An 18,128-nucleotide genomic window follows, 5' to 3' on the forward strand; every position below is an offset into this window, starting at 1 on the left:
TCACCCGTCTCCCTGCCCGAACGGGTCAACTCACGGCGTCACGTGTCCTTCCGCGGCCGGATCCGGGAAGCATGCGGCCGGGGCTGTGCCACCCACAGCCGCATCGCACTGTGCCGGGAGGCCGTATGACGAAACGTGCAGGAATTCTGGTCGCGGTGGGTGCCACGGTCGCCGGCCTGGTGACCGCGGCCCCGTCCACCGCGTCGGCGCCGTCCACCGGGGCGGGCGGGGCCGTCCCGCGCGCGGCCGCGTCCCTCAAGTGGAAGGGCTGCGGGACGAAGGCGTATCCGGCCCTGCAGTGCGCGACCGTCCGCTCCCTGCTCGATCATGACAACCCGTCGGGCAGGCGGATCACACTCGCCCTCTCGCGCATCCCGCACACCGCGAAGACCTCGCAGGGCCCGCTCCTGGTCAACCCGGGCGGTCCCGGGGGCAGCGGTCTCTCCATGGCGGGCTTCGTCGCGGCCTCGCTGCCGAAGGCCGTCGCCGCGCAGTACGACGTGATCGGGTTCGACCCGCGCGGGGTCGGGAAGAGCACCCCCGCCCTGGACTGCCTGCCGAAGTACTTCGCCCCGGTGCGCCCCGACAGCGTGCCGGACTCCGACGAGGCCGAGCAGACCGCACGCAACAGGGCCGCGTCCTTCGCCACCGCCTGCGGCGAGAAGCACGGCGACCTGCTGCCGTACATGGACACGGTCAGCGCCGCCAAGGACCTCGACGTCATCCGCGGCGCTCTCGGCGCCAAGCGGATCAACTACTTCGGCTACTCGTACGGCACCTACCTCGGCGCCGTCTACGCCAAGCTCTTCCCCGAGCGCGTGCGCCGCCTGGTGCTGGACTCGGTCGTCGATCCGGACGGCGTCTGGTACGAGGACAACCTGGGCCAGGACCACGCGTTCGACGCCCGCCACAAGGCCTTCACCGCGTGGGTCGCGAAGAACGACGCCACCTACGGTCTCGGCAGCGACCCGGCCCAGGTCGAGAGCGCGTGGTACTGGATGCGCGCCGAGGTCAAGGAGCACCCGGCGGCGGGCAAGGTGGGCCCGGGTGAACTCGAGGACACCTTCATGCCCGGCGGCTACTACGACGGATACTGGCCCCGCCTGGCCGAGGCGTTCGCCGCGTACGTGAACGACGGCGACCAGGACGCGCTCGCCACCGCGTACGAGGACTTCGGCGCGGTCGACCGGAGCGGCGACAACGGCTACTCCGTCTACACGGCCGTGCAGTGCCGCGACGCGGGCTGGCCCCGGACCTGGAGCGCGTGGCGCGACGACACCTGGGACGCCCACCGCAAGTCGCCGTTCATGTCGTGGAACAACACCTGGTACAACGCCCCGTGCGCCACCTGGCCGGTGGAACCGCTGGAGCCCCTGCGGGTCACCAACGACAGCATCCCGCCGGCCCTCCTCTTCCAGGCGACGGACGACGCGGCCACCCCGTACGAGGGCGGTGTCACGATGAGCCGCCGGCTCAAGGGCTCCCGCCTCGTCGTGGAACAGGGCGGCGGCAACCACGGCATCACGCTCAGCGGCAACGACTGCCTGGACACGTACCTGGCGGACTATCTGACCGACGGCGCCCTCCCGAAGGGCGGCGGCAGCGGCGCGGACGCGGTCTGCGACGCCCTGCCGGAGCCGAAGGCGGTCGCGTCCACGAAGGCCGCGGCGAACACGAAGGGCAGCACCCTGCACGGCCTCCTCGGCTTCCGCGGCTGAGAAATCACGGTGCCCCGATCCGGGGGCGTGCACCAGGATGGGCCGCGTGATCACACGGCCCACTCCCACGCACGCCCCCGGTGTGCGCGTACGCGACATGACCCTCGCCGACTGCCACGCCGTGGCGGAGATACGGGTGCGCGGCTGGCGGCACGCCTACGCCGGTCTCGTCCCGCAGGCCCACCTCGACGCGATGGACGTCGCCCGGGACGCCGAGCGGCGCCGCGCCGGCCTCGCGTCGGCGGGCGGGCCGGTGAACCTGGTGGCCGTGGCTCCGGACGCCACCGTGACCGGCTGGGCGTGCCACGGCCCGTGCCGCGACAGCACCGGCAGGCCGGCGCGCGCCGAGCTCTACGCCCTCTACGTGGACCCGGACCGCATCGGCACGGGCGCCGGACGCACGCTCCTGGAGCGGGCGACGGCCCGGGCCGGGTCGGACGGCTTCCGCGAGATGGCGCTCTGGGTCCTGAAGGGGAACACGCGCGCGCGGCGCTTCTACGAGCGGGCGGGATTCCGGCCGGACGGTGCGGAGGAAGCCGTCGAGACGTGCGGCGCCCTGGTGCCCGAGGTCAGGTACGTGCGCCCGCTCAACCCGCCGGAAGCCGGCTGAGGGCCGCTGCCGCCGCCGTGCCGAGGCGCGGGTGGGGCAGCGCCGCCTCCAGGACCGGGCGGGCTCTCCCGTCCTCCAGGTCCCCCAGGCCCTCGACGCAGGCGAGCGCGACGCGCCAGTGCGGTTCGTCGGGATTGAGCAGCCGGTGCAGGGTGCTGACGAGGGCGGGTACCGACTCGGGCGCGCGCAGGGCGGTCAACAGCCGCACCGGATGCAGGGCGTAGGCGGTCCGCATGCTGTTGGTGGCGAGCGCGGCCGCCGCCCTGGGTGTCCGGGGGTCGCCGAGGAGCCGGAGCGCGTGCGCGGCGGAGACGCAGCGCTCGGGATCGCGGTGGTTGAGCAGGAGGACCAGCGCCTCGAAGGCCCGGCGGTCACCTCGGCAGCCGAGGCGGAACGCCGCGATCTCGCGGGCCCACAAGGGGTGTTCACGCTCCACGAGGACCTGGGCCAGTTCCTCGTGGTCCTCGGTGGCGAGCAGCAGGCGCAGGGCCTCCGACTCGCCCGCCTCGCCCACGATCCGGTCCGTCAGCGAGCGGAACTCCTCATCCATGACGCTGAGTTTAACCGTGCACACGCAACGTGTCCGGCGAACTGTGTGCCAGTGCACAGCCGGCCAGGGCTGGCGCGCTCGTTACTCGCCGGTTAAGCTCAGGTGAGCGGGACACACACACCCGCCGGCTCCGGTGGCCTGGTGACGCAGCCACCTGGAGTGCTTGTCGGTTCGGCAGTTCGTGAGACGTGGCTCCGGGACAGAGCCCGTCACCTTTCCCCCCGGTGTGCGCGAGCGCCCGGGACCCGTGCACCACGACACGCGATTTCCGCACACCGAGCGCCGGTCGATCCGGACCACGCGCCCCGCCGTGCTCCTCACAGTCGTCACTCACCCTGGAGTCCCGTGATGGACATCCCCCTCAGCACCATTGCCGTCGTCGGCCTCGGCACCATGGGAACCGGCATCGCCGAGGTCCTGGCCCGGGCGGGCCGCGAGGTCATCGGCATCGACGTCAGCGAAGCCGCCGCACGTCAGGCGGTCGCCTCTCTGGAAGCCTCCACCGCGCGCGCCGTGAGCCGTGAGCGGATCACCGAGCAGGAGCGGCGCGACATCCTGGCCCGCTTCCGCACGTTCTCCGATCTGCAGGCCGCCGCGGACGCGGAGCTGGTGATCGAGGTCGTGCCGGAGACGTACGAGATCAAGCAGCAGGTCTTCCGCGAGCTGGACGCGGTGGTCTCCCCCGCCGCGATTCTGGCGACGGGCACGAACGCCCTGTCCGTGACCCGGCTGGCCGCCGAGTCGCAGCACCCCGAACGCGTCCTCGGCCTGCACTTCTTCAACCCCGCGCCGGCGATGAAGCTCGTCGAGGTGGTCTCCTCCGTGCTGACCGCCCCGCCCGCCGTGGAGAGCGTCACCCGGCTCGCGCGTGAACTGGGCAAGGAGCCGGTCGCGGTCGGCGACCGTCCGGGATTCGTCGCGGACGGCCTGCTCTTCGGTTATCTGAACCAGGCCGCCGCGATGTACGAGGCGAACTACGCCTCCCGTGAGGACATCGACGCGGCCATGAAGCTGGGCTGCGGACTGCCCATGGGCCCCCTGGCGCTGCTCGACCTCATCGGCATCGACACCGCCCGCACGGTCCTGGAGGCCATGTACGCGGCGTCGCACGACCGGCTGCACGCGCCGGCACCGGTGCTGGGCCAGCTGACCGAGGCGGGCCTGACCGGACGCAAGGCGGGACGCGGCTTCTACACGTACGACGCGCCCGGGGGCCAGACCGTGGTGGCGGACGCCCTGACGCCGGCGGAGAGCACCGGCGCGGTCGCCGGTCGCGCGGTCGCGTCCGTGGGCGTGGCGGGTTCGGGCACGATGGCCTCGGGCATCGCGGAGGTCTTCGCGAAGGCGGGCTACTCCGTGGTCCTCGCCGCACGGAGCCAGGAGAAGGCGGACACGGCCAAGGCGCGGATCGCCAAGTCCCTGGGACGTTCGGTGGCCAAGGGCCGCCTGACCGAGGAGGCCAGGGACGAGACCCTCGCCCGGGTGACCGCGTCGGGCTCGCTGGACTCCTTCGCCGACGTCGACCTCGCGGTCGAGGCGGTCGCCGAGGACCTGGACATCAAGCGTCAGCTCTTCCAGACCCTGGACAAGGTCTGCAAGCCGGGTGCGGTGCTGGCGACGACCACGTCGTCCCTGCCGGTCGTGGCGGTCGCCAGGGTGACCTCGCGGCCCGAGGACGTCGTCGGGATGCACTTCTTCAACCCCGCGCCCGCGATGAAGCTGGTCGAGGTGGTCCGCACGGTGCTGACCGCCGACGACGTGCACGCCACGGTCCGCGAGGTCTGCGTGAAGGTGCGCAAGCACCCGGTGAACTGCGGCGACCGGGCCGGTTTCATCGTGAACGCGCTGCTGTTCCCCTACCTGAACAACGCGATCAAGATGGTCGAGGAGCACTACGCGACGCTCGACGACATCGACGCGGCCATGAAGCTGGGCGGCGGTTACCCCATGGGCCCGTTCGAACTGCTCGACGTGGTCGGTCTGGACGTCTCGCTCGCGATCGAGAAGGTCCTGCACAGCGAGTTCCGCGACCCGGGGCTCGCTCCGGCGCCGCTGCTGGAGCACCTGGTGGCCGCGGGCTGCCTCGGCCGCAAGACGGGGCGCGGCTTCCGCGAATATGCCCGGCGCTGAGCCGGGGGCCAGGTGGGGCGGGTTGCTCGGGCCCTCGGGCGACCCGCCCCCGCGGGCGCACTCCCCCGCGACGATGGGTTACGTTCACACCATGTCCCAACCCGCCAAGTCCCCCCGTTCCTCCGCCGCGACGGACGCCCCGGAGAGCGCCGCCGGCACCCGGGCCGCCGCCCAGCGGCTGAAGATGCGCCGCGAACTGGCTGCCGCGGCCATGGAGCTCTTCTCCACGAAGGGGTACGAGGCGACGACGGTCGACGAGATCGCGGGGGCAGCCGGGGTGGCCAGGCGTACGTTCTTCCGCCACTTCCGCTCCAAGGAAGAGGCCATCTTCCCGGACCACGACGACACCCTCGTCAGGGCCGAGGCCGTCCTGAACGCCGCACCGGCGCACGAGCACCCGCTCGACACCGTGTGCCGCGGCATCAAGGAGGTCATGAGGATGTACGCGGCGAAGCCGGCGGTATCCGTGGCGCGCTACAAGCTGACCCGCGAAGTACCCACGCTCCGGGAGGCCGAGATCGCCTCGGTGGCCCGTTACGAGCGGCTGTTCACCCGGTATCTTCTGGGCCATTTCGATGAGCGCGACCACCACGTCGGCAACGACGACCCCCTGCTCGCCGAGGTGGCCGCCTCCGCGGTGGTGACCGCGCACAACCATGTGCTGCGGCGCTGGCTGCGGGCAGGCGGCCAGGGTGACGTGGAAGCCCAGCTCGACCACGCGTTCGCGATCGTGCGCGAGACCTTCGGCACCGGGATCGGAGCGGGTCGCACCGTGGGCGGCGACCCCGGGAAGAACTCAGGCGCGGCCCCCGTGGCCTCCGTGTCGGCGGAGGGCGGGGTTCTGGTGGCCGTGGCCCGCGTCGACGCACCGCTCGACGAGGTCATGCGCACGATCCAGAAGGCACTGAAGGAGCACTGAGCGGCTGCTCGCGGAGGCGCCTCACCCCCCGGCGGACTCCGCTGCGGCTGTGGCGTGCCAGGGCGGCGGCGCGCTGCCCTCGCTCCACGCGGTGAGCCCGTCGAGATCGACGCAGAGGATCCCGCACTGCTCGGCGTACTCCAGAGCGGGCTCGGTGAACTCGCCGGTGGTGACGACCACGGCGGCCTCCGCCCCGTGCACCGCGTAGCAGGTGCCCCCGAAGCGCTGGAGGTCCTGCGAACCCACTTTGTTGTCGGCCGTGTACCGCTTGCACTGGACGACCAGGCGGCGGCCGTCCGGCATGGTGGCGACCACGTCCGCGCCGAGGTCACCGGCGCCTCCGACGACCTCGGCGTCCGGGCAGCCGTCGCGCCGGCAGAGCCCGGCCACGGCCTCCTCGAACTCGTACGGGTCCATGGCCGCGTAGTCGACCGGTACGGGGCGCCGCAGCACCTCGGTGACCGCGACGGGCTCGGCGGCGGCCAGCTCCTCCAGAGTGGCGTCCACGACCTCGTACGCGGACTCCAGCGCCGCCGCCGCCGCGTCGGCGGCCGTTCTCCGGCTGCGACGTCCGCGCAGGAGCGCCACGGTCCCGGCCACCAGCAGGGCGGCGGAGACGACGGCGACGGCCGGGTGCCGTTCGGCGCTGCGCAGGACCGCCCGCACCGTCAGTCCAGCGCCGCAGACGAGGACGGCGAGGAGCGTGAACCCGAACGCTGTCCGCCGGAGGTCGAACGCGTGGCCGCGCCCTTCACCGACGTGTCTCCGCACCCGTATCGCCATCGTGTACCCACCCCTGTCCGCCGTGCCCGATCAAGATCACTTCCACCTGCCCCGAACCCGCGGGTTGACGCCGCCGAAGGGGAAAACCGGTGGTCTGGCGGGTGCGGACGTGCTCGGATGCGCCCATGGAATCCGATGAGATGCTGGCCGTGTTCGACCGCGAGATGCGCGAACACGCCCGGCCCGACGGTCCCGGCACACGGGTCGAGCGAGCGGGTGACGTCGTGCGGCAGACCGGCGGCGCCGATGACTGGAACGGCGTGGTGTGGACGGCCCCTGGCCTCTCCGCCGGCCGCGCGGAGGCGGAGATCGCGGCGCAGGTGGAGCACTACACCGCCCTGGGAATCCCCGAGTTCGAGTGGAAGCTGTACGCGCACGACGGCCCGCCCGGCCTCGGCGCGCTCCTGTCGGCCGCCGGATTCGTGGCGGAGCCGCCGGAGTCCCTGGTGGTCGCGCCGGCGGCGGAGCTGGCCGCGCCCGCGGAGCTCCCCGAGGGCCTGACGCTGCGGACGGTGACGGACGCGGCCGGGGTGGAGCTGATGGTCCGGGCCCATGAGCTGGCGTTCGGCACGGACGGTTCGCGGCTGCGGCACCGGACCCTGGCCCGGCTCACGGAGGCTCCGGACACGTTCGTCGCGGTGGTGGTGACGGCCGGTGACGAGCCGGTGAGTTCCGCGCGGATGGAGATGTACCCGGGCACCGGCTTCGCCGGACTCTGGGGAGGGGGTACAGCGGCTCCCTGGCGCGGCCGGGGTGTGTACCGCGCCCTGGTCGCCCACCGGGCCCGGATCGCAGCCGGCCTCGGGTACCGCTTCCTGCAGGTCGACGCGACCGACCGGTCGGCCCCGATCCTCCGGCGGCTCGGCTTCACCGCCCTCGGCACGACGACGCCGTACGTGTACCGCACCACGCCGTAGAGCCGTCGCCCACGGGATCAACCAGGCATACCGGCCATGATGTTGCTCATGCGTGCCTACGAGATGACAACTGAGAGAAAATGTTGGCACTGGGTGCCTTGCCACCTGTCACGGAGTGCCATACGTTGAAGGAGTCCGGGCGGCCGGCGTGCAGAGATCTCTCGTACGCCGGCTGTCCCCGCAGACCACGTGTCCGCGCGCCCGGGCGCCTGCGTCACAGGCAAACCCTTCTGCTCCACCGAGCAGGCCCCGCACCACCCGCCGAACCGACGGCACACCTCCACACCGCACCGCTCCCCTGTCCATAGGGGTCCCTCCGGCGTTCCCTCGACGCCGGAGACCCGATCTGCCGGAGGCATCACCGTGAAGGAAATCCTGGACGCGATCCAATCGCAGGACAGCACGGCCGCGGACTTCGCCGCCCTGTCCATCCCCGAGTCGTACCGCGCGGTGACCGTGCACAAGGACGAGGCGGAGATGTTCGCCGGGGTCGCCAGTCGCGACAAGGATCCGCGCAAGTCCCTCCACGTGGAGGACGTGCCGGTGCCCGAGCTCGGCCCGGGCGAGGCCCTGGTCGCCGTCATGGCCAGCTCGGTGAACTACAACTCCGTCTGGACCTCGATCTTCGAGCCGGTCTCGACCTTCGGCTTCCTGGAGCGCTACGGCAAGCTCAGCGACCTCAGCAAGCGCCACGACCTGCCGTACCACGTCATCGGGTCCGACCTGGCGGGGGTCGTCCTGCGCACCGGCCCGGGCGTCAACGCCTGGAACCCGGGCGACGAGGTCGTCGCGCACTGCCTCTCGGTCGAGCTGGAGTCCTCCGACGGCCACAACGACACGATGCTCGACCCCGAGCAGCGCATCTGGGGCTTCGAGACCAATTTCGGCGGCCTCGCCGAGATCGCGCTCGTCAAGTCCAACCAGCTGATGCCGAAGCCGAAGCACCTCAGCTGGGAGGAGGCCGCCTCCCCGGGCCTGGTCAACTCCACCGCGTACCGCCAGCTCGTCTCGCGCAACGGCGCCGGCATGAAGCAGGGCGACAACGTGCTGATCTGGGGCGCCAGCGGCGGACTCGGCTCCTACGCCACGCAGTTCGCACTGGCCGGCGGGGCCAACCCGATCTGCGTCGTCTCCAGCGACCAGAAGGCGGAGATCTGCCGGAAGATGGGCGCGACCGCGATCATCGACCGCAACGCCGAGGGCTTCAAGTTCTGGAAGGACGAGCACAACCAGGACCCGCGCGAGTGGAAGCGCTTCGGCAAGCGCATCCGCGAACTCACCGGCGGCGAGGACGTGGACATCGTCTTCGAGCACCCGGGCCGCGAGACCTTCGGCGCGAGCGTCTACGTCACCCGCAAGGGCGGCACGATCGTCACCTGCGCCTCGACCTCCGGCTACAACCACGAGTACGACAACCGCTACCTGTGGATGTCGCTGAAGCGGATCATCGGCTCGCACTTCGCCAACTACCGTGAGGCGTGGGAGGCCAACCGCCTGATCGCCAAGGGCAAGATCCACCCGACGCTCTCCAAGGTCTACTCCCTCGAGGACACCGGCCAGGCCGCGTACGACGTGCACCGCAACCTCCACCAGGGCAAGGTGGGCGTCCTCGCGCTCGCTCCCCGGGAGGGCCTCGGCGTCCGTGACACCGAGCTGCGCGAGCAGCACGCCGACGCCATCAACCTGTTCCGTGACGCGTCAGCGGAGCGGGCCATTCCATCCAGCCGTAACGTCTGAGGTCCACCATGACCGAACGTCAGAAGGACCGTCCGTGGCTCATGCGGACCTATGCCGGTCACTCGACCGCCGAAGCGTCCAACGAGCTCTACCGGCGCAACCTCGCCAAGGGCCAGACGGGTCTCTCGGTCGCCTTCGATCTGCCCACGCAGACCGGCTACGACCCGGACCACGTCCTCGCCCGCGGCGAGGTGGGCCGGGTCGGCGTGCCCGTCTCGCACCTCGGTGACATGAGGCGGCTGTTCCAGGACATCCCCCTAGAGCAGATGAACACCTCGATGACGATCAACGCCACCGCCATGTGGCTGCTGGCGCTCTACCAGGTGGTCGCCGAGGAACAGGGCGCCGATCCGGACAGGCTCCAGGGCACGACCCAGAACGACATCGTCAAGGAGTACCTGTCCCGGGGCACGCACGTCTTCCCCCCGGGGCCGTCGCTGCGGCTGACGACGGACATGATCACGTACACGGTCAACCGCATCCCGAAGTGGAACCCCATCAACATCTGCAGCTACCACCTGCAGGAGGCGGGAGCCACGCCGGTCCAGGAGATCGCCTACGCCATGTCGACGGCCATCGCGGTCCTCGACGCGGTGCGCGACTCCGGCCAGGTGCCCGAGGAGAGGTTCGGTGACGTCGTCGCCCGCATCTCCTTCTTCGTGAACGCGGGCGTCCGGTTCATCGAGGAGATGTGCAAGATGCGGGCGTTCGGCCGCATCTGGGACCGGGTGACGCGCGAACGCTACGGCATCGCGAACGCCAAGCAGCGCCGCTTCCGCTACGGGGTGCAGGTCAACTCCCTGGGGCTGACCGAGGCGCAGCCGGAGAACAACGTCCAGCGCATCGTGCTGGAGATGCTGGCCGTCACCCTCTCCAAGGACGCCCGCGCCCGCGCCGTGCAACTGCCGGCCTGGAACGAGGCCCTGGGACTGCCGCGCCCGTGGGACCAGCAGTGGTCGCTGCGCATCCAGCAGGTCCTCGCGCACGAGAGCGACCTGCTGGAGTACGAGGACATCTTCGCCGGTTCGCACGTCATCGAGGCCAAGGTGGACGAGCTGGTCACCGAGTCGCTGGCCGAGATGGACCGGATCCAGCAGATGGGCGGCGCGATGGCCGCCGTCGAGTCCGGGTACCTCAAGTCGGAGCTGGTCTCGTCGCACGCCGCCCGGCGTGCCCGGATTGAGGCCGGCGACGAGAAGATCGTCGGTGTCAACGTCTACGAGACGACCGAGCCCAACCCCCTGACCGCCGATCTCGACGCCGCCATCATGACGGTGGACCCCGAGAACGAGGCCAGGGTCGTGGCCGCGCTGCACGAGTGGCGCGACAACCGCGACGAGGCCCGCGCCACCGAGTCGCTGACCGCCCTGAAGAAGACCGCGGCGGGCACCGGGAACATGATGGAGGCGACCGTCGAGTGCGCCCGGGCGGGCGTCACCACGGGCGAATGGGCCTGGGCCCTGCGCGACGTGTTCGGCGAGTTCCGGGCGCCCACGGGCGTCTCGTCCGCACCGGTCGCGGTGACCGCGGAGCCCGGCACACCGCTCGCCCTGGTGCGCGAGAAGGTCTCCCGCACCGCCGACGACCTCGGGGTGGGCAGGCTGCGCCTGCTGGTCGGCAAGCCGGGACTCGACGGGCACTCCAACGGCGCCGAGCAGATCGCCGTGCGAGCCAGGGACGCCGGCTTCGAGGTGGTCTACCAGGGCATCAGGCTGACGCCCGAACAGATCACGGACGCCGCGCTGGCCGAGGACGTGCACTGCGTGGGGCTGTCCATCCTGTCCGGCTCGCACGCCGAGCTCGTGCCGGACGTGCTGAACCGGCTGCGCGAGGCGGGCGCCACCGACATTCCGGTGATCGCCGGCGGCATCATCCCCCAGGCCGACGCACGGGCTCTCATCGAGGCCGGCGTCGCCGCCGTCTTCACCCCGAAGGACTTCGGCATCACCGAGATCATCGGCCGTATCGTCGACGAGATCCGGAAAGCGAACAAGCTCGACCCTCTGGAGGTCCCCGCATGACCACGCCCAGCCCGTCGCCCGCCACCACCCCGGTCCCGGGCCACTCGGCCCCCGTGAACCGGCTCCGGCCGCGCCGCTCGTGTCTGGCGGTGCCCGGCTCCAACCCGCGGTTCCTGGAGAAGGCCCAGGGCCTCCCGGCCGACCAGGTGTTCCTGGACCTGGAGGACGCGTGCGCGCCGCTCGCGAAGGAGGGCGCACGGCACCACATCGTCGACGCGCTCAACGACGGTGACTGGACCGGCAAGACCCGGGTCGTCCGGGTGAACGACTGGACGACCCACTGGACCTACCGGGACGTCATCACGGTCGTCGAGGGCGCGGGCCCGAACCTCGACTGCATCATGCTGCCGAAGGTCCAGGACGCGCAGCAGGTCGTCGCGCTGGACCTGCTGCTGACCCAGATCGAGAAGACGATGGGCTTCGAGGTCGGGAGGATCGGCATCGAGGCGCAGATCGAGAACGCCAAGGGCCTGGTGAACATCGACGACATCGCCGCCGCCTCGCCGCGTCTGGAGACCCTGATCTTCGGCCCGGCCGACTTCATGGCCTCGATCAACATGAAGACGCTGGTCGTCGGCCAGCAGCCGCCCGGCTACCCGGCGGACGCGTACCACTACATCCTGATGCGCATCCTCATGGCAGCCCGTACGCACGACCTCCAGGCGATCGACGGTCCGTTCCTCCAGATCCGCGACGTGGACGCCTACCGGGAGGTCGCCGGCCGTGCCGCGGCGCTGGGCTTCGACGGCAAGTGGGTGCTGCACCCCGGTCAGGTGGACGCGGCGAACGAGGTGTTCTCGCCCTCGCAGGAGGACTACGACCACGCCGAGCTCATCCTGGACGCCTACGACTGGTGCACGTCCGAGGAGGGCGGCAAGAAGGGCTCCGCGATGCTCGGCGACGAGATGATCGACGAGGCCAGCCGCAAGATGGCTCTGGTCATCGCGGGCAAGGGCCGCGCGGCCGGCATGCAGCGCACCTCCAAGTTCGAAGCCCCGGAGGCCTGATATGCAGTTCGGCCGCACCTTTGAGGAGTTCGAGGTCGGTGCCCTCTACAAGCACTGGCCCGGGAAAACGGTCACCGAATACGACGACCACCTCTTCTGCCTGCTGACCATGAATCACCACCCTCTGCACATGGACAGCAATTACGCGGAGAAGACGACCGACTTCGGCAAGAACGTCGTGGTGGGCAACTACATCTACTCGCTGCTGCTCGGCATGTCGGTACCGGACGTCTCCGGCAAGGCGATCGCCAATCTGGAGGTGGAATCGCTGAAGCACGTCGCGCCCACCTTCCACGGCGACACGATCTACGGCGAGACGACCGTGCTCGACAAGACCCCGTCGAGGTCCAGGAGCGACCGGGGCGTCGTCCATGTCGAGACGAAGGGGTACAAGCAGGACGGCACCCTGGTCTGCGTGTTCCGCCGCAAGGTGATGGTTCCCACCGAGACGTACATCAAGGAGCGGGGTGGCGAGCAGCCGGGCCGCCCGGAGCCGATCCAGCCGCCGCAGAAGAACGTGGAGAAGTAGCCATGAGCCGACTCGCGCAGACCGCCGGCCTGACGGATGTCCAGCAGGAAATCCTCTCCACGGTCCGTGATTTCGTGGACAAGGAGATCATTCCTGTCGCGACCCAGCTGGAGCACCGCGACGAGTACCCGACGGAAATCGTCGAAGGGCTCAAGGAACTCGGCCTGTTCGGGCTGATGATTCCCGAGGAGTACGGCGGCCTGGGCGAGTCGCTCCTCACCTACGCGCTGTGCGTCGAGGAGATCGCCCGCGGCTGGATGAGCGTGTCGGGCATCATCAACACGCACTTCATCGTGGCGTACATGCTCAAGCAGCACGGCACGCAGGAGCAGAAGGACACGTTCCTCCCGCGCATGGCGCTGGGCGAGGTGCGGGGCGCGTTCTCGATGTCCGAGCCGGCGCTGGGTTCCGACGTGTCGGCGATCTCGTCGAAGGGCGTCCGTGACGGCGAGGAGTACGTCCTCGACGGCCAGAAGATGTGGCTGACGAACGGCGGCACGTCCACGCTGGTCGCCGTCCTGTGCCGGAGTGACGAAGGACACCCCGAGGGGACGGCTCCGCACAAGTCGATGACGACTTTCCTGGTCGAGAAGGAGCCGGGTTTCGGCGAGGTCCGCCCCGGACTCACAATCCCGGGGAAGATCGACAAGATGGGCTACAAGGGTGTCGACACGACCGAGCTCATCATGGACGGACTGCGCATTCCGGCCAATCGCGTGCTGGGGGGCACCACCGGTCGAGGTTTTTACCAAATGATGGACGGTGTCGAGGTAGGACGGGTGAATGTCGCCGCACGTGGCTGCGGTGTCGCGCAACGTGCATTCGAATTGGGTGTTTCGTACGCCCAGCAGCGCCAGACCTTCGGAAAACCGATCGCCCAGCACCAGGCGATCCAGTTCAAACTGGCCGAAATGGCCACCAAGGTCGAAGCGGCCCATGCGATGATGGTCAACGCAGCACGCAAAAAGGACTCCGGGGAGCGGAACGACCTGGAGGCAGGGATGGCGAAGTACCTCGCCTCCGAGTACTGCAAGGAAGTCGTCGAGGACGCCTTCCGTATCCACGGCGGCTACGGCTTCTCCAAGGAGTACGAGATCGAGCGCCTCTACCGTGAGGCCCCGATGCTGCTGATCGGTGAAGGTACCGCTGAGATCCAGAAAATGATCATCGGCCGCCGACTGCTCGAGGAGTACCGACTCCAGGGCTGATTGTCCCCTTCGAGACGATTTGGTGGCGAAGAACATCACACCCGGTCAACCTCGTGCGGAGCCTTTCAGCTGTCCGACTCGGCTGCTGGCTTGCCCAGTTGCCGCTCGCACCCGATAGCATCGCCGGAAAGCCGCCGTCCCCCCGTTGCCAGCGCGGCATCATCCGCTACGAAGGTCATCCATGCCCGACAGTCAGAACTCTGCATCCCGCGGCGGGGTCCGCCTTGCCCGCGGAGCATCGCCGTGGCTCCTCCCGACCGTCGCAACCGCGGCGCTCAGCCTCGTCCGGGCCCGCCGGTCCGGACGCTGGGCGGCCGTGGCCGTGCCCACCACCGCGCTCGCGGCGGGCATGCTGTGGTTCTTCCGCGACCCCGAGCGCGAGATCACCCAGGGCCGCGTCATCTCGCCGGCCGACGGCGTGGTGCAGAGCATCATGCCGTGGAAGGACGGGCGCACCCGCGTCGCGATCTTCATGAGCCCGCTGAATGTTCACGTCAACCGGGCCCCCCTGGCCGGCACCGTGACCTCGGTCGAACACATCCCGGGCGGGTTCGTTCCGGCGTTCAACAAGGAGAGCGAGAACAACGAACGCGTTGTCTGGCACTTCGACACCGAGCTCGGCGACATCGAGATGGTGCAGATCGCGGGAGCGGTCGCCCGTCGCATCGTCCCCTACATCCCGCAGGGTACGAAGGTGGAGCAGGGCGAACGCATCGGTCTGATCCGCTTCGGCTCGCGCGTCGACATCTACCTTCCGGAAGGTGTCGAGGTCGCGGTCGAGGTCGGCCAGGCCACGACCGCGGGGGTGACTCGAATTGACCGTAGTTGATCCTGAGACGCAAGCCGGCTGGGTGCCGGAGGCCGAGGAGGACGATGCCGAGGACATGCCGCTCTCGATGCGGCTGTCGATAGCGGACACCCTCACACTCGGTAACGCCACGTGCGGCTTCATGGCGGTGTACTTCACCACCACGGGGATCCTCATCCCGCACCTCACCGGCAGTGACGAGTCGGGCATGGCCCGGCACTCCGCCGCCACCGCCGTGATCCTCATGCTCATGGCGGCGGTGTTCGACCTCTTCGACGGGCTCGTGGCGCGCAAGCTGCGGTCCTCGCCGATGGGTGCGGAGCTGGACAACCTCTCCGACCTGATCAGCTTCGGCCTCGCACCGGCGTACTTCGTGCTGGTGTACGGCATGGTCGCCGACGACGCGCACCAGCGTGTGTCGGCGCTCGCGGCGATCGTGGTGCTGCTGGCCGTGGTGCTCAGGCTCGCCAGATTCTCCTGTGTGACCTTGAAGGACGGCATGTTCCAGGGCATGCCGAGCCCCTTCGGAGCGCTCACGGTCGTCTCGATCGTGCTCCTGGAGCTGCCCTTCGTGCCGACGCTGCTCGCCATTGTCGGAGTGGCGTGGCTGATGGTCAGCCGGGTCGAGTACCCGAAGCCGCGGGGTGTCCTCGCGGTGGCCATGCTGAGCTGGATCGTGTCCGCGATGGGGCTCCTCGCCGCCTGGGCGTTCGACGCACCGGGTGGCCAGCTGCTCCTGCAGACCGGCTGTGCGCTCCAGGTCGTCCTGGGGGCGGTGATCCCGCTCTTCGCCACGGCGCGGCGGGTGAACACCTTCCGTGACAACAGGCGTGAGTCACGGGCGGCTCAGCTCCCGTAACCTCCTGTGACCCTGTGAAGGGGCCCGGATGCTCCCCGGCATCCGGGCCCTTTCGCGTACCCGGGCCACAACCGGGCGCGCCGGCTCACGGTCCGCACGCGCTCCACGGGGCAGCGGGTGCGGGGCCGCCTCCGCCGGGGGACGCTGGAGAACGTGCAGGACCACCCGACCCCTGTCGCCGCCACCGGTTCGGTTACGGAGCTGCTGGACAGCGCCGTGGCCCGTCTGGTGCGCGACGCCGGCGCCTCCGTGGCCATGCTGTACCTGCTGCCGGGGAACGGCACGACACTGCACCTGACGGTGCTGGCCGGGGTACCGGCTCAGCTCGCCACCCTGTGGACCAGGGTCCCGCTGTCCGCACCCATGCCGGTGGCCGACGCCGTGCGCCAGCGCTGTCTGATCTGGCTGGGCAGCCAGGAGGAGCTCGCCCGACGCTATCCGCGTACCGCTCTCGTCCTGCCGTACCGTTTCACGCTCTGCGCCGCCCCCGTCCGAACCGGCGCCGCTGACCGGGGTGGAGTGGTCCTGCTGTGGCCCGGCTCCCACTCACCGGAGCTGTCGTCCCAGGAGCGCCGCGCCGTCCTCGCGGGCTCCCACTCCATCGGCATGCTCCTGCAGCAGGCCGAGAGCACAGGCACCCCGGTCCTTCCCGGCGCCCAGCCGCGGGTGCTGCCCCGGCCGGAACCGGTGCCGCCCGGACCGGCCGAGGCCAGGGCGGCCTCGGAGTTCGTCACCCGGCTGCCCGGAGGGAGCTGCGCGCTGGCCATGGACGGTTCGATCACCTACGTCAACGACGCCGCCTCGGCCCTGCTGGGGGCCCCGGCCGAGGACCTGCTGGGGACCCTCCCCTGGGTGTCGCTCCCCTGGCTGGACATTCCGGCCGTCGAAGACCACTACCGGGCTGCCGTCATCGGCCGTCAGCAGACGTCCTTCACCGTGCTGCGGCCCCCGGACCGGTGGCTGACGTTTCACCTCTTCCCGGACGACACCGGCATCAGCGTCCGGATCATCCCCGCCACGGAGCCGGGGCCCACGGATGATCCGGCACCTCCGCTGCCCCCGATCTCGGCCGCCCCCAGCCGGGCCGGCGCGCTGTACCACCTGATGCATCTGGCAGCGACCCTCACCGAGGCGGTCGCCACCAAGGACGTGATCGAGCTGGCCTGCGACCAGCTGATACCCGCCTTCCGGATCCAGACCCTCGTGGTGATGACGTCGGCGGAGGGCCGGCTGCGGGTGGAGGGCAGCCGGGGCAGCCGGCCGGCGCTCATGGACCGCTTCGACGGTGCACCGCTCACCTCGCGGACACCGGCGGCGCACGTGCTGACGACGGGCAGCCCCGACTTCTACGCGAGCTTCGACGAGCTGCGGCGCGCCTATCCTTCCGCGGATCTGCGCCACGCCGTCGCCGCCTGCGCCTTCCTTCCGCTGGTGGTCTCCGGGCGGCCCATCGGGTCGCTGGTCCTCGCGTACGACCGGCCCCACTTCTTCGGGGACGAGGAACGTGCCTTGCTGACCTCGATCGCCGGGCTGGTGGCCCAGGCTCTCGACAGGGCACGCCTCTACGACGCCAAGGACCGGCTGGCGCACAGCCTGCAGGCCCACCTCCTGCCGCAGACCCTCCCCGAAGTCCCGGGGCTGGACGTCGCGGCCCGCTACCTCCCGTCCACCCGCGGCATGGGAATCGGCGGGGACTTCTACGACCTGATCCGGCTCGACGAGAACACCGTGGCCGCGGCGATCGGCGACGTACAGGGGCACAACGAGAACGCCGCCGCACTGATGGGGCAGGTCCGCACCGCCGTGCACGCCTCGGCGGGTGCGCCGCCCGACGAGGTACTGGCACGCACCAACCGGCTGCTCACGGACCTCGACCCAGGTCTGTTCACCAGTTGCCTCTACATCCATCTCGACCTGGCCGGGCGGCGCGCGGTACTGGCCACCGCCGGTCATCCGCCGCCACTGCTGCGGCAGCCGGACGGCCAGACCGAAGCGCTGCGCCTGCCGCCCGGCCTTCTGCTCGGCATCGACCCGGCGGCCCGCTATCCCGTGGCGGAGGTGCCTCTCCCGCTGGGTACGGCCCTCGCCCTGTTCACCGACGGGCTCGTGGAGGCGCCGGGCACGGACCTCGACGAGGCCACCGAGGATCTGGCCGAGCACTTCGCCCTGGCCCTGGACCAGGACATGGAGTCGGTCGCCGACGCGCTCGTACGGTACGCACGGGGAGCCACGCCGGGCACCGACGACATCGCCCTGCTGCTCATCAACGCCCTGCGGCCGGACGGCTGACGGCGGTTCCTCCCTGTGGCTCGTCGAGGTTCGGCGGGGGTGG

General features: G+C 70.4%; 15 protein-coding genes. 13 read left to right on the plus strand and 2 right to left on the minus strand.

Going from position 1 to position 18,128, the window contains the following annotated elements; genetic code table 11:
- The first annotated feature begins 125 nt into the window (after positions 1-125).
- Together OG206_RS05280 and OG206_RS05285 are read left to right on the plus strand one after the other, a co-directional pair.
- On the plus strand, positions 126-1,718 hold the full coding sequence (locus OG206_RS05280) for an alpha/beta hydrolase (RefSeq protein WP_327112712.1): 1,593 nt from the start codon (positions 126-128) through the stop codon (positions 1,716-1,718).
- A 97-nt stretch (positions 1,719-1,815) separates the two neighbouring features.
- Positions 1,816-2,328 carry a GNAT family N-acetyltransferase gene (locus OG206_RS05285; RefSeq protein ID WP_327122189.1) on the plus strand — a complete coding sequence of 171 codons (513 nt, stop codon included), beginning with the start codon at positions 1,816-1,818 and terminating at the stop codon, positions 2,326-2,328.
- On the opposite strand, the gene OG206_RS05290 is transcribed toward OG206_RS05285, so the two are convergent.
- Positions 2,306-2,878 carry an adenylosuccinate lyase gene (locus OG206_RS05290; RefSeq protein WP_327112714.1) on the minus strand — a complete coding sequence of 191 codons (573 nt, stop codon included), beginning with the start codon at positions 2,876-2,878 and terminating at the stop codon, positions 2,306-2,308. The two genes, OG206_RS05285 and OG206_RS05290, sit on opposite strands and share 23 nt — an antisense overlap.
- A 348-nt stretch (positions 2,879-3,226) precedes the next feature.
- On the opposite strand from OG206_RS05290, the gene OG206_RS05295 reads away from it, so the two are divergent.
- Together OG206_RS05295 and OG206_RS05300 are read left to right on the plus strand one after the other, a co-directional pair.
- The gene (locus OG206_RS05295) at positions 3,227-5,008 is read left to right on the plus strand and encodes a 3-hydroxyacyl-CoA dehydrogenase family protein (RefSeq protein ID WP_327112717.1); all 1,782 of its coding nucleotides are present in this window, start codon (positions 3,227-3,229) and stop codon (positions 5,006-5,008) included.
- A 91-nt stretch (positions 5,009-5,099) separates the two neighbouring features.
- Positions 5,100-5,927 (plus strand): TetR family transcriptional regulator, encoded by an 828-nt coding sequence (locus OG206_RS05300; RefSeq protein ID WP_327112719.1) that lies wholly within the window; start codon positions 5,100-5,102, stop codon positions 5,925-5,927.
- 21 nt (positions 5,928-5,948) lie between these two features.
- On the opposite strand, the gene OG206_RS05305 is transcribed toward OG206_RS05300, so the two are convergent.
- A complete protein-coding gene (locus tag OG206_RS05305; RefSeq protein ID WP_327112721.1) occupies positions 5,949-6,710 on the minus strand; it encodes a restriction endonuclease in 762 nt (253 codons plus the stop codon).
- A gap of 125 nt (positions 6,711-6,835) precedes the next feature.
- Here OG206_RS05305 and OG206_RS05310 point away from each other — a divergent pair, with 125 nt between their 5' ends.
- The 9 genes from OG206_RS05310 to OG206_RS05350 all read left to right on the plus strand — a co-directional run bounded on the left by OG206_RS05310 (position 6,836) and on the right by OG206_RS05350 (position 18,085).
- Positions 6,836-7,627 carry a GNAT family N-acetyltransferase gene (locus OG206_RS05310; RefSeq protein ID WP_327112723.1) on the plus strand — a complete coding sequence of 264 codons (792 nt, stop codon included), beginning with the start codon at positions 6,836-6,838 and terminating at the stop codon, positions 7,625-7,627.
- 363 nt (positions 7,628-7,990) lie between these two features.
- Positions 7,991-9,364, plus strand: coding sequence for a crotonyl-CoA carboxylase/reductase (gene ccrA, locus OG206_RS05315; RefSeq protein ID WP_327112725.1), 1,374 nt, complete (start codon positions 7,991-7,993; stop codon positions 9,362-9,364).
- An 8-nt stretch (positions 9,365-9,372) separates the two neighbouring features.
- On the plus strand, positions 9,373-11,385 hold the full coding sequence (locus OG206_RS05320; protein WP_327112727.1) for a protein meaA: 2,013 nt from the start codon (positions 9,373-9,375) through the stop codon (positions 11,383-11,385).
- Entirely contained in the window at positions 11,382-12,392 is a 1,011-nt protein-coding gene (locus tag OG206_RS05325; protein WP_327112729.1) for an HpcH/HpaI aldolase/citrate lyase family protein, read from the plus strand. The genes OG206_RS05320 and OG206_RS05325 overlap by 4 nt, the downstream gene beginning before the upstream one ends.
- Before the next feature lies 1 nt (position 12,393).
- Positions 12,394-12,921 carry a MaoC family dehydratase gene (locus OG206_RS05330; protein WP_327112731.1) on the plus strand — a complete coding sequence of 176 codons (528 nt, stop codon included), beginning with the start codon at positions 12,394-12,396 and terminating at the stop codon, positions 12,919-12,921.
- A 2-nt stretch (positions 12,922-12,923) separates the two neighbouring features.
- On the plus strand, positions 12,924-14,129 hold the full coding sequence (locus OG206_RS05335; RefSeq protein WP_327112733.1) for an acyl-CoA dehydrogenase family protein: 1,206 nt from the start codon (positions 12,924-12,926) through the stop codon (positions 14,127-14,129).
- A 181-nt stretch (positions 14,130-14,310) separates the two neighbouring features.
- The gene (locus tag OG206_RS05340) at positions 14,311-14,958 is read left to right on the plus strand and encodes a phosphatidylserine decarboxylase (RefSeq protein ID WP_327112735.1); all 648 of its coding nucleotides are present in this window, start codon (positions 14,311-14,313) and stop codon (positions 14,956-14,958) included.
- Positions 14,945-15,796, plus strand: coding sequence for a CDP-diacylglycerol--serine O-phosphatidyltransferase (gene pssA, locus OG206_RS05345; RefSeq protein ID WP_442805802.1), 852 nt, complete (start codon positions 14,945-14,947; stop codon positions 15,794-15,796). Before OG206_RS05340 ends, pssA begins: the two co-directional genes overlap by 14 nt.
- 153 nt (positions 15,797-15,949) lie before the next feature.
- Positions 15,950-18,085: a SpoIIE family protein phosphatase gene (locus OG206_RS05350; protein ID WP_327112737.1), complete on the plus strand. Its 2,136-nt coding sequence runs from the start codon at positions 15,950-15,952 to the stop codon at positions 18,083-18,085.
- Positions 18,086-18,128: the final 43 nt, after the last annotated feature.

Source organism: Streptomyces sp. NBC_01341, assembly GCF_035946055.1.
Taxonomy (GTDB): Bacteria; Actinomycetota; Actinomycetes; order Streptomycetales; family Streptomycetaceae; genus Streptomyces.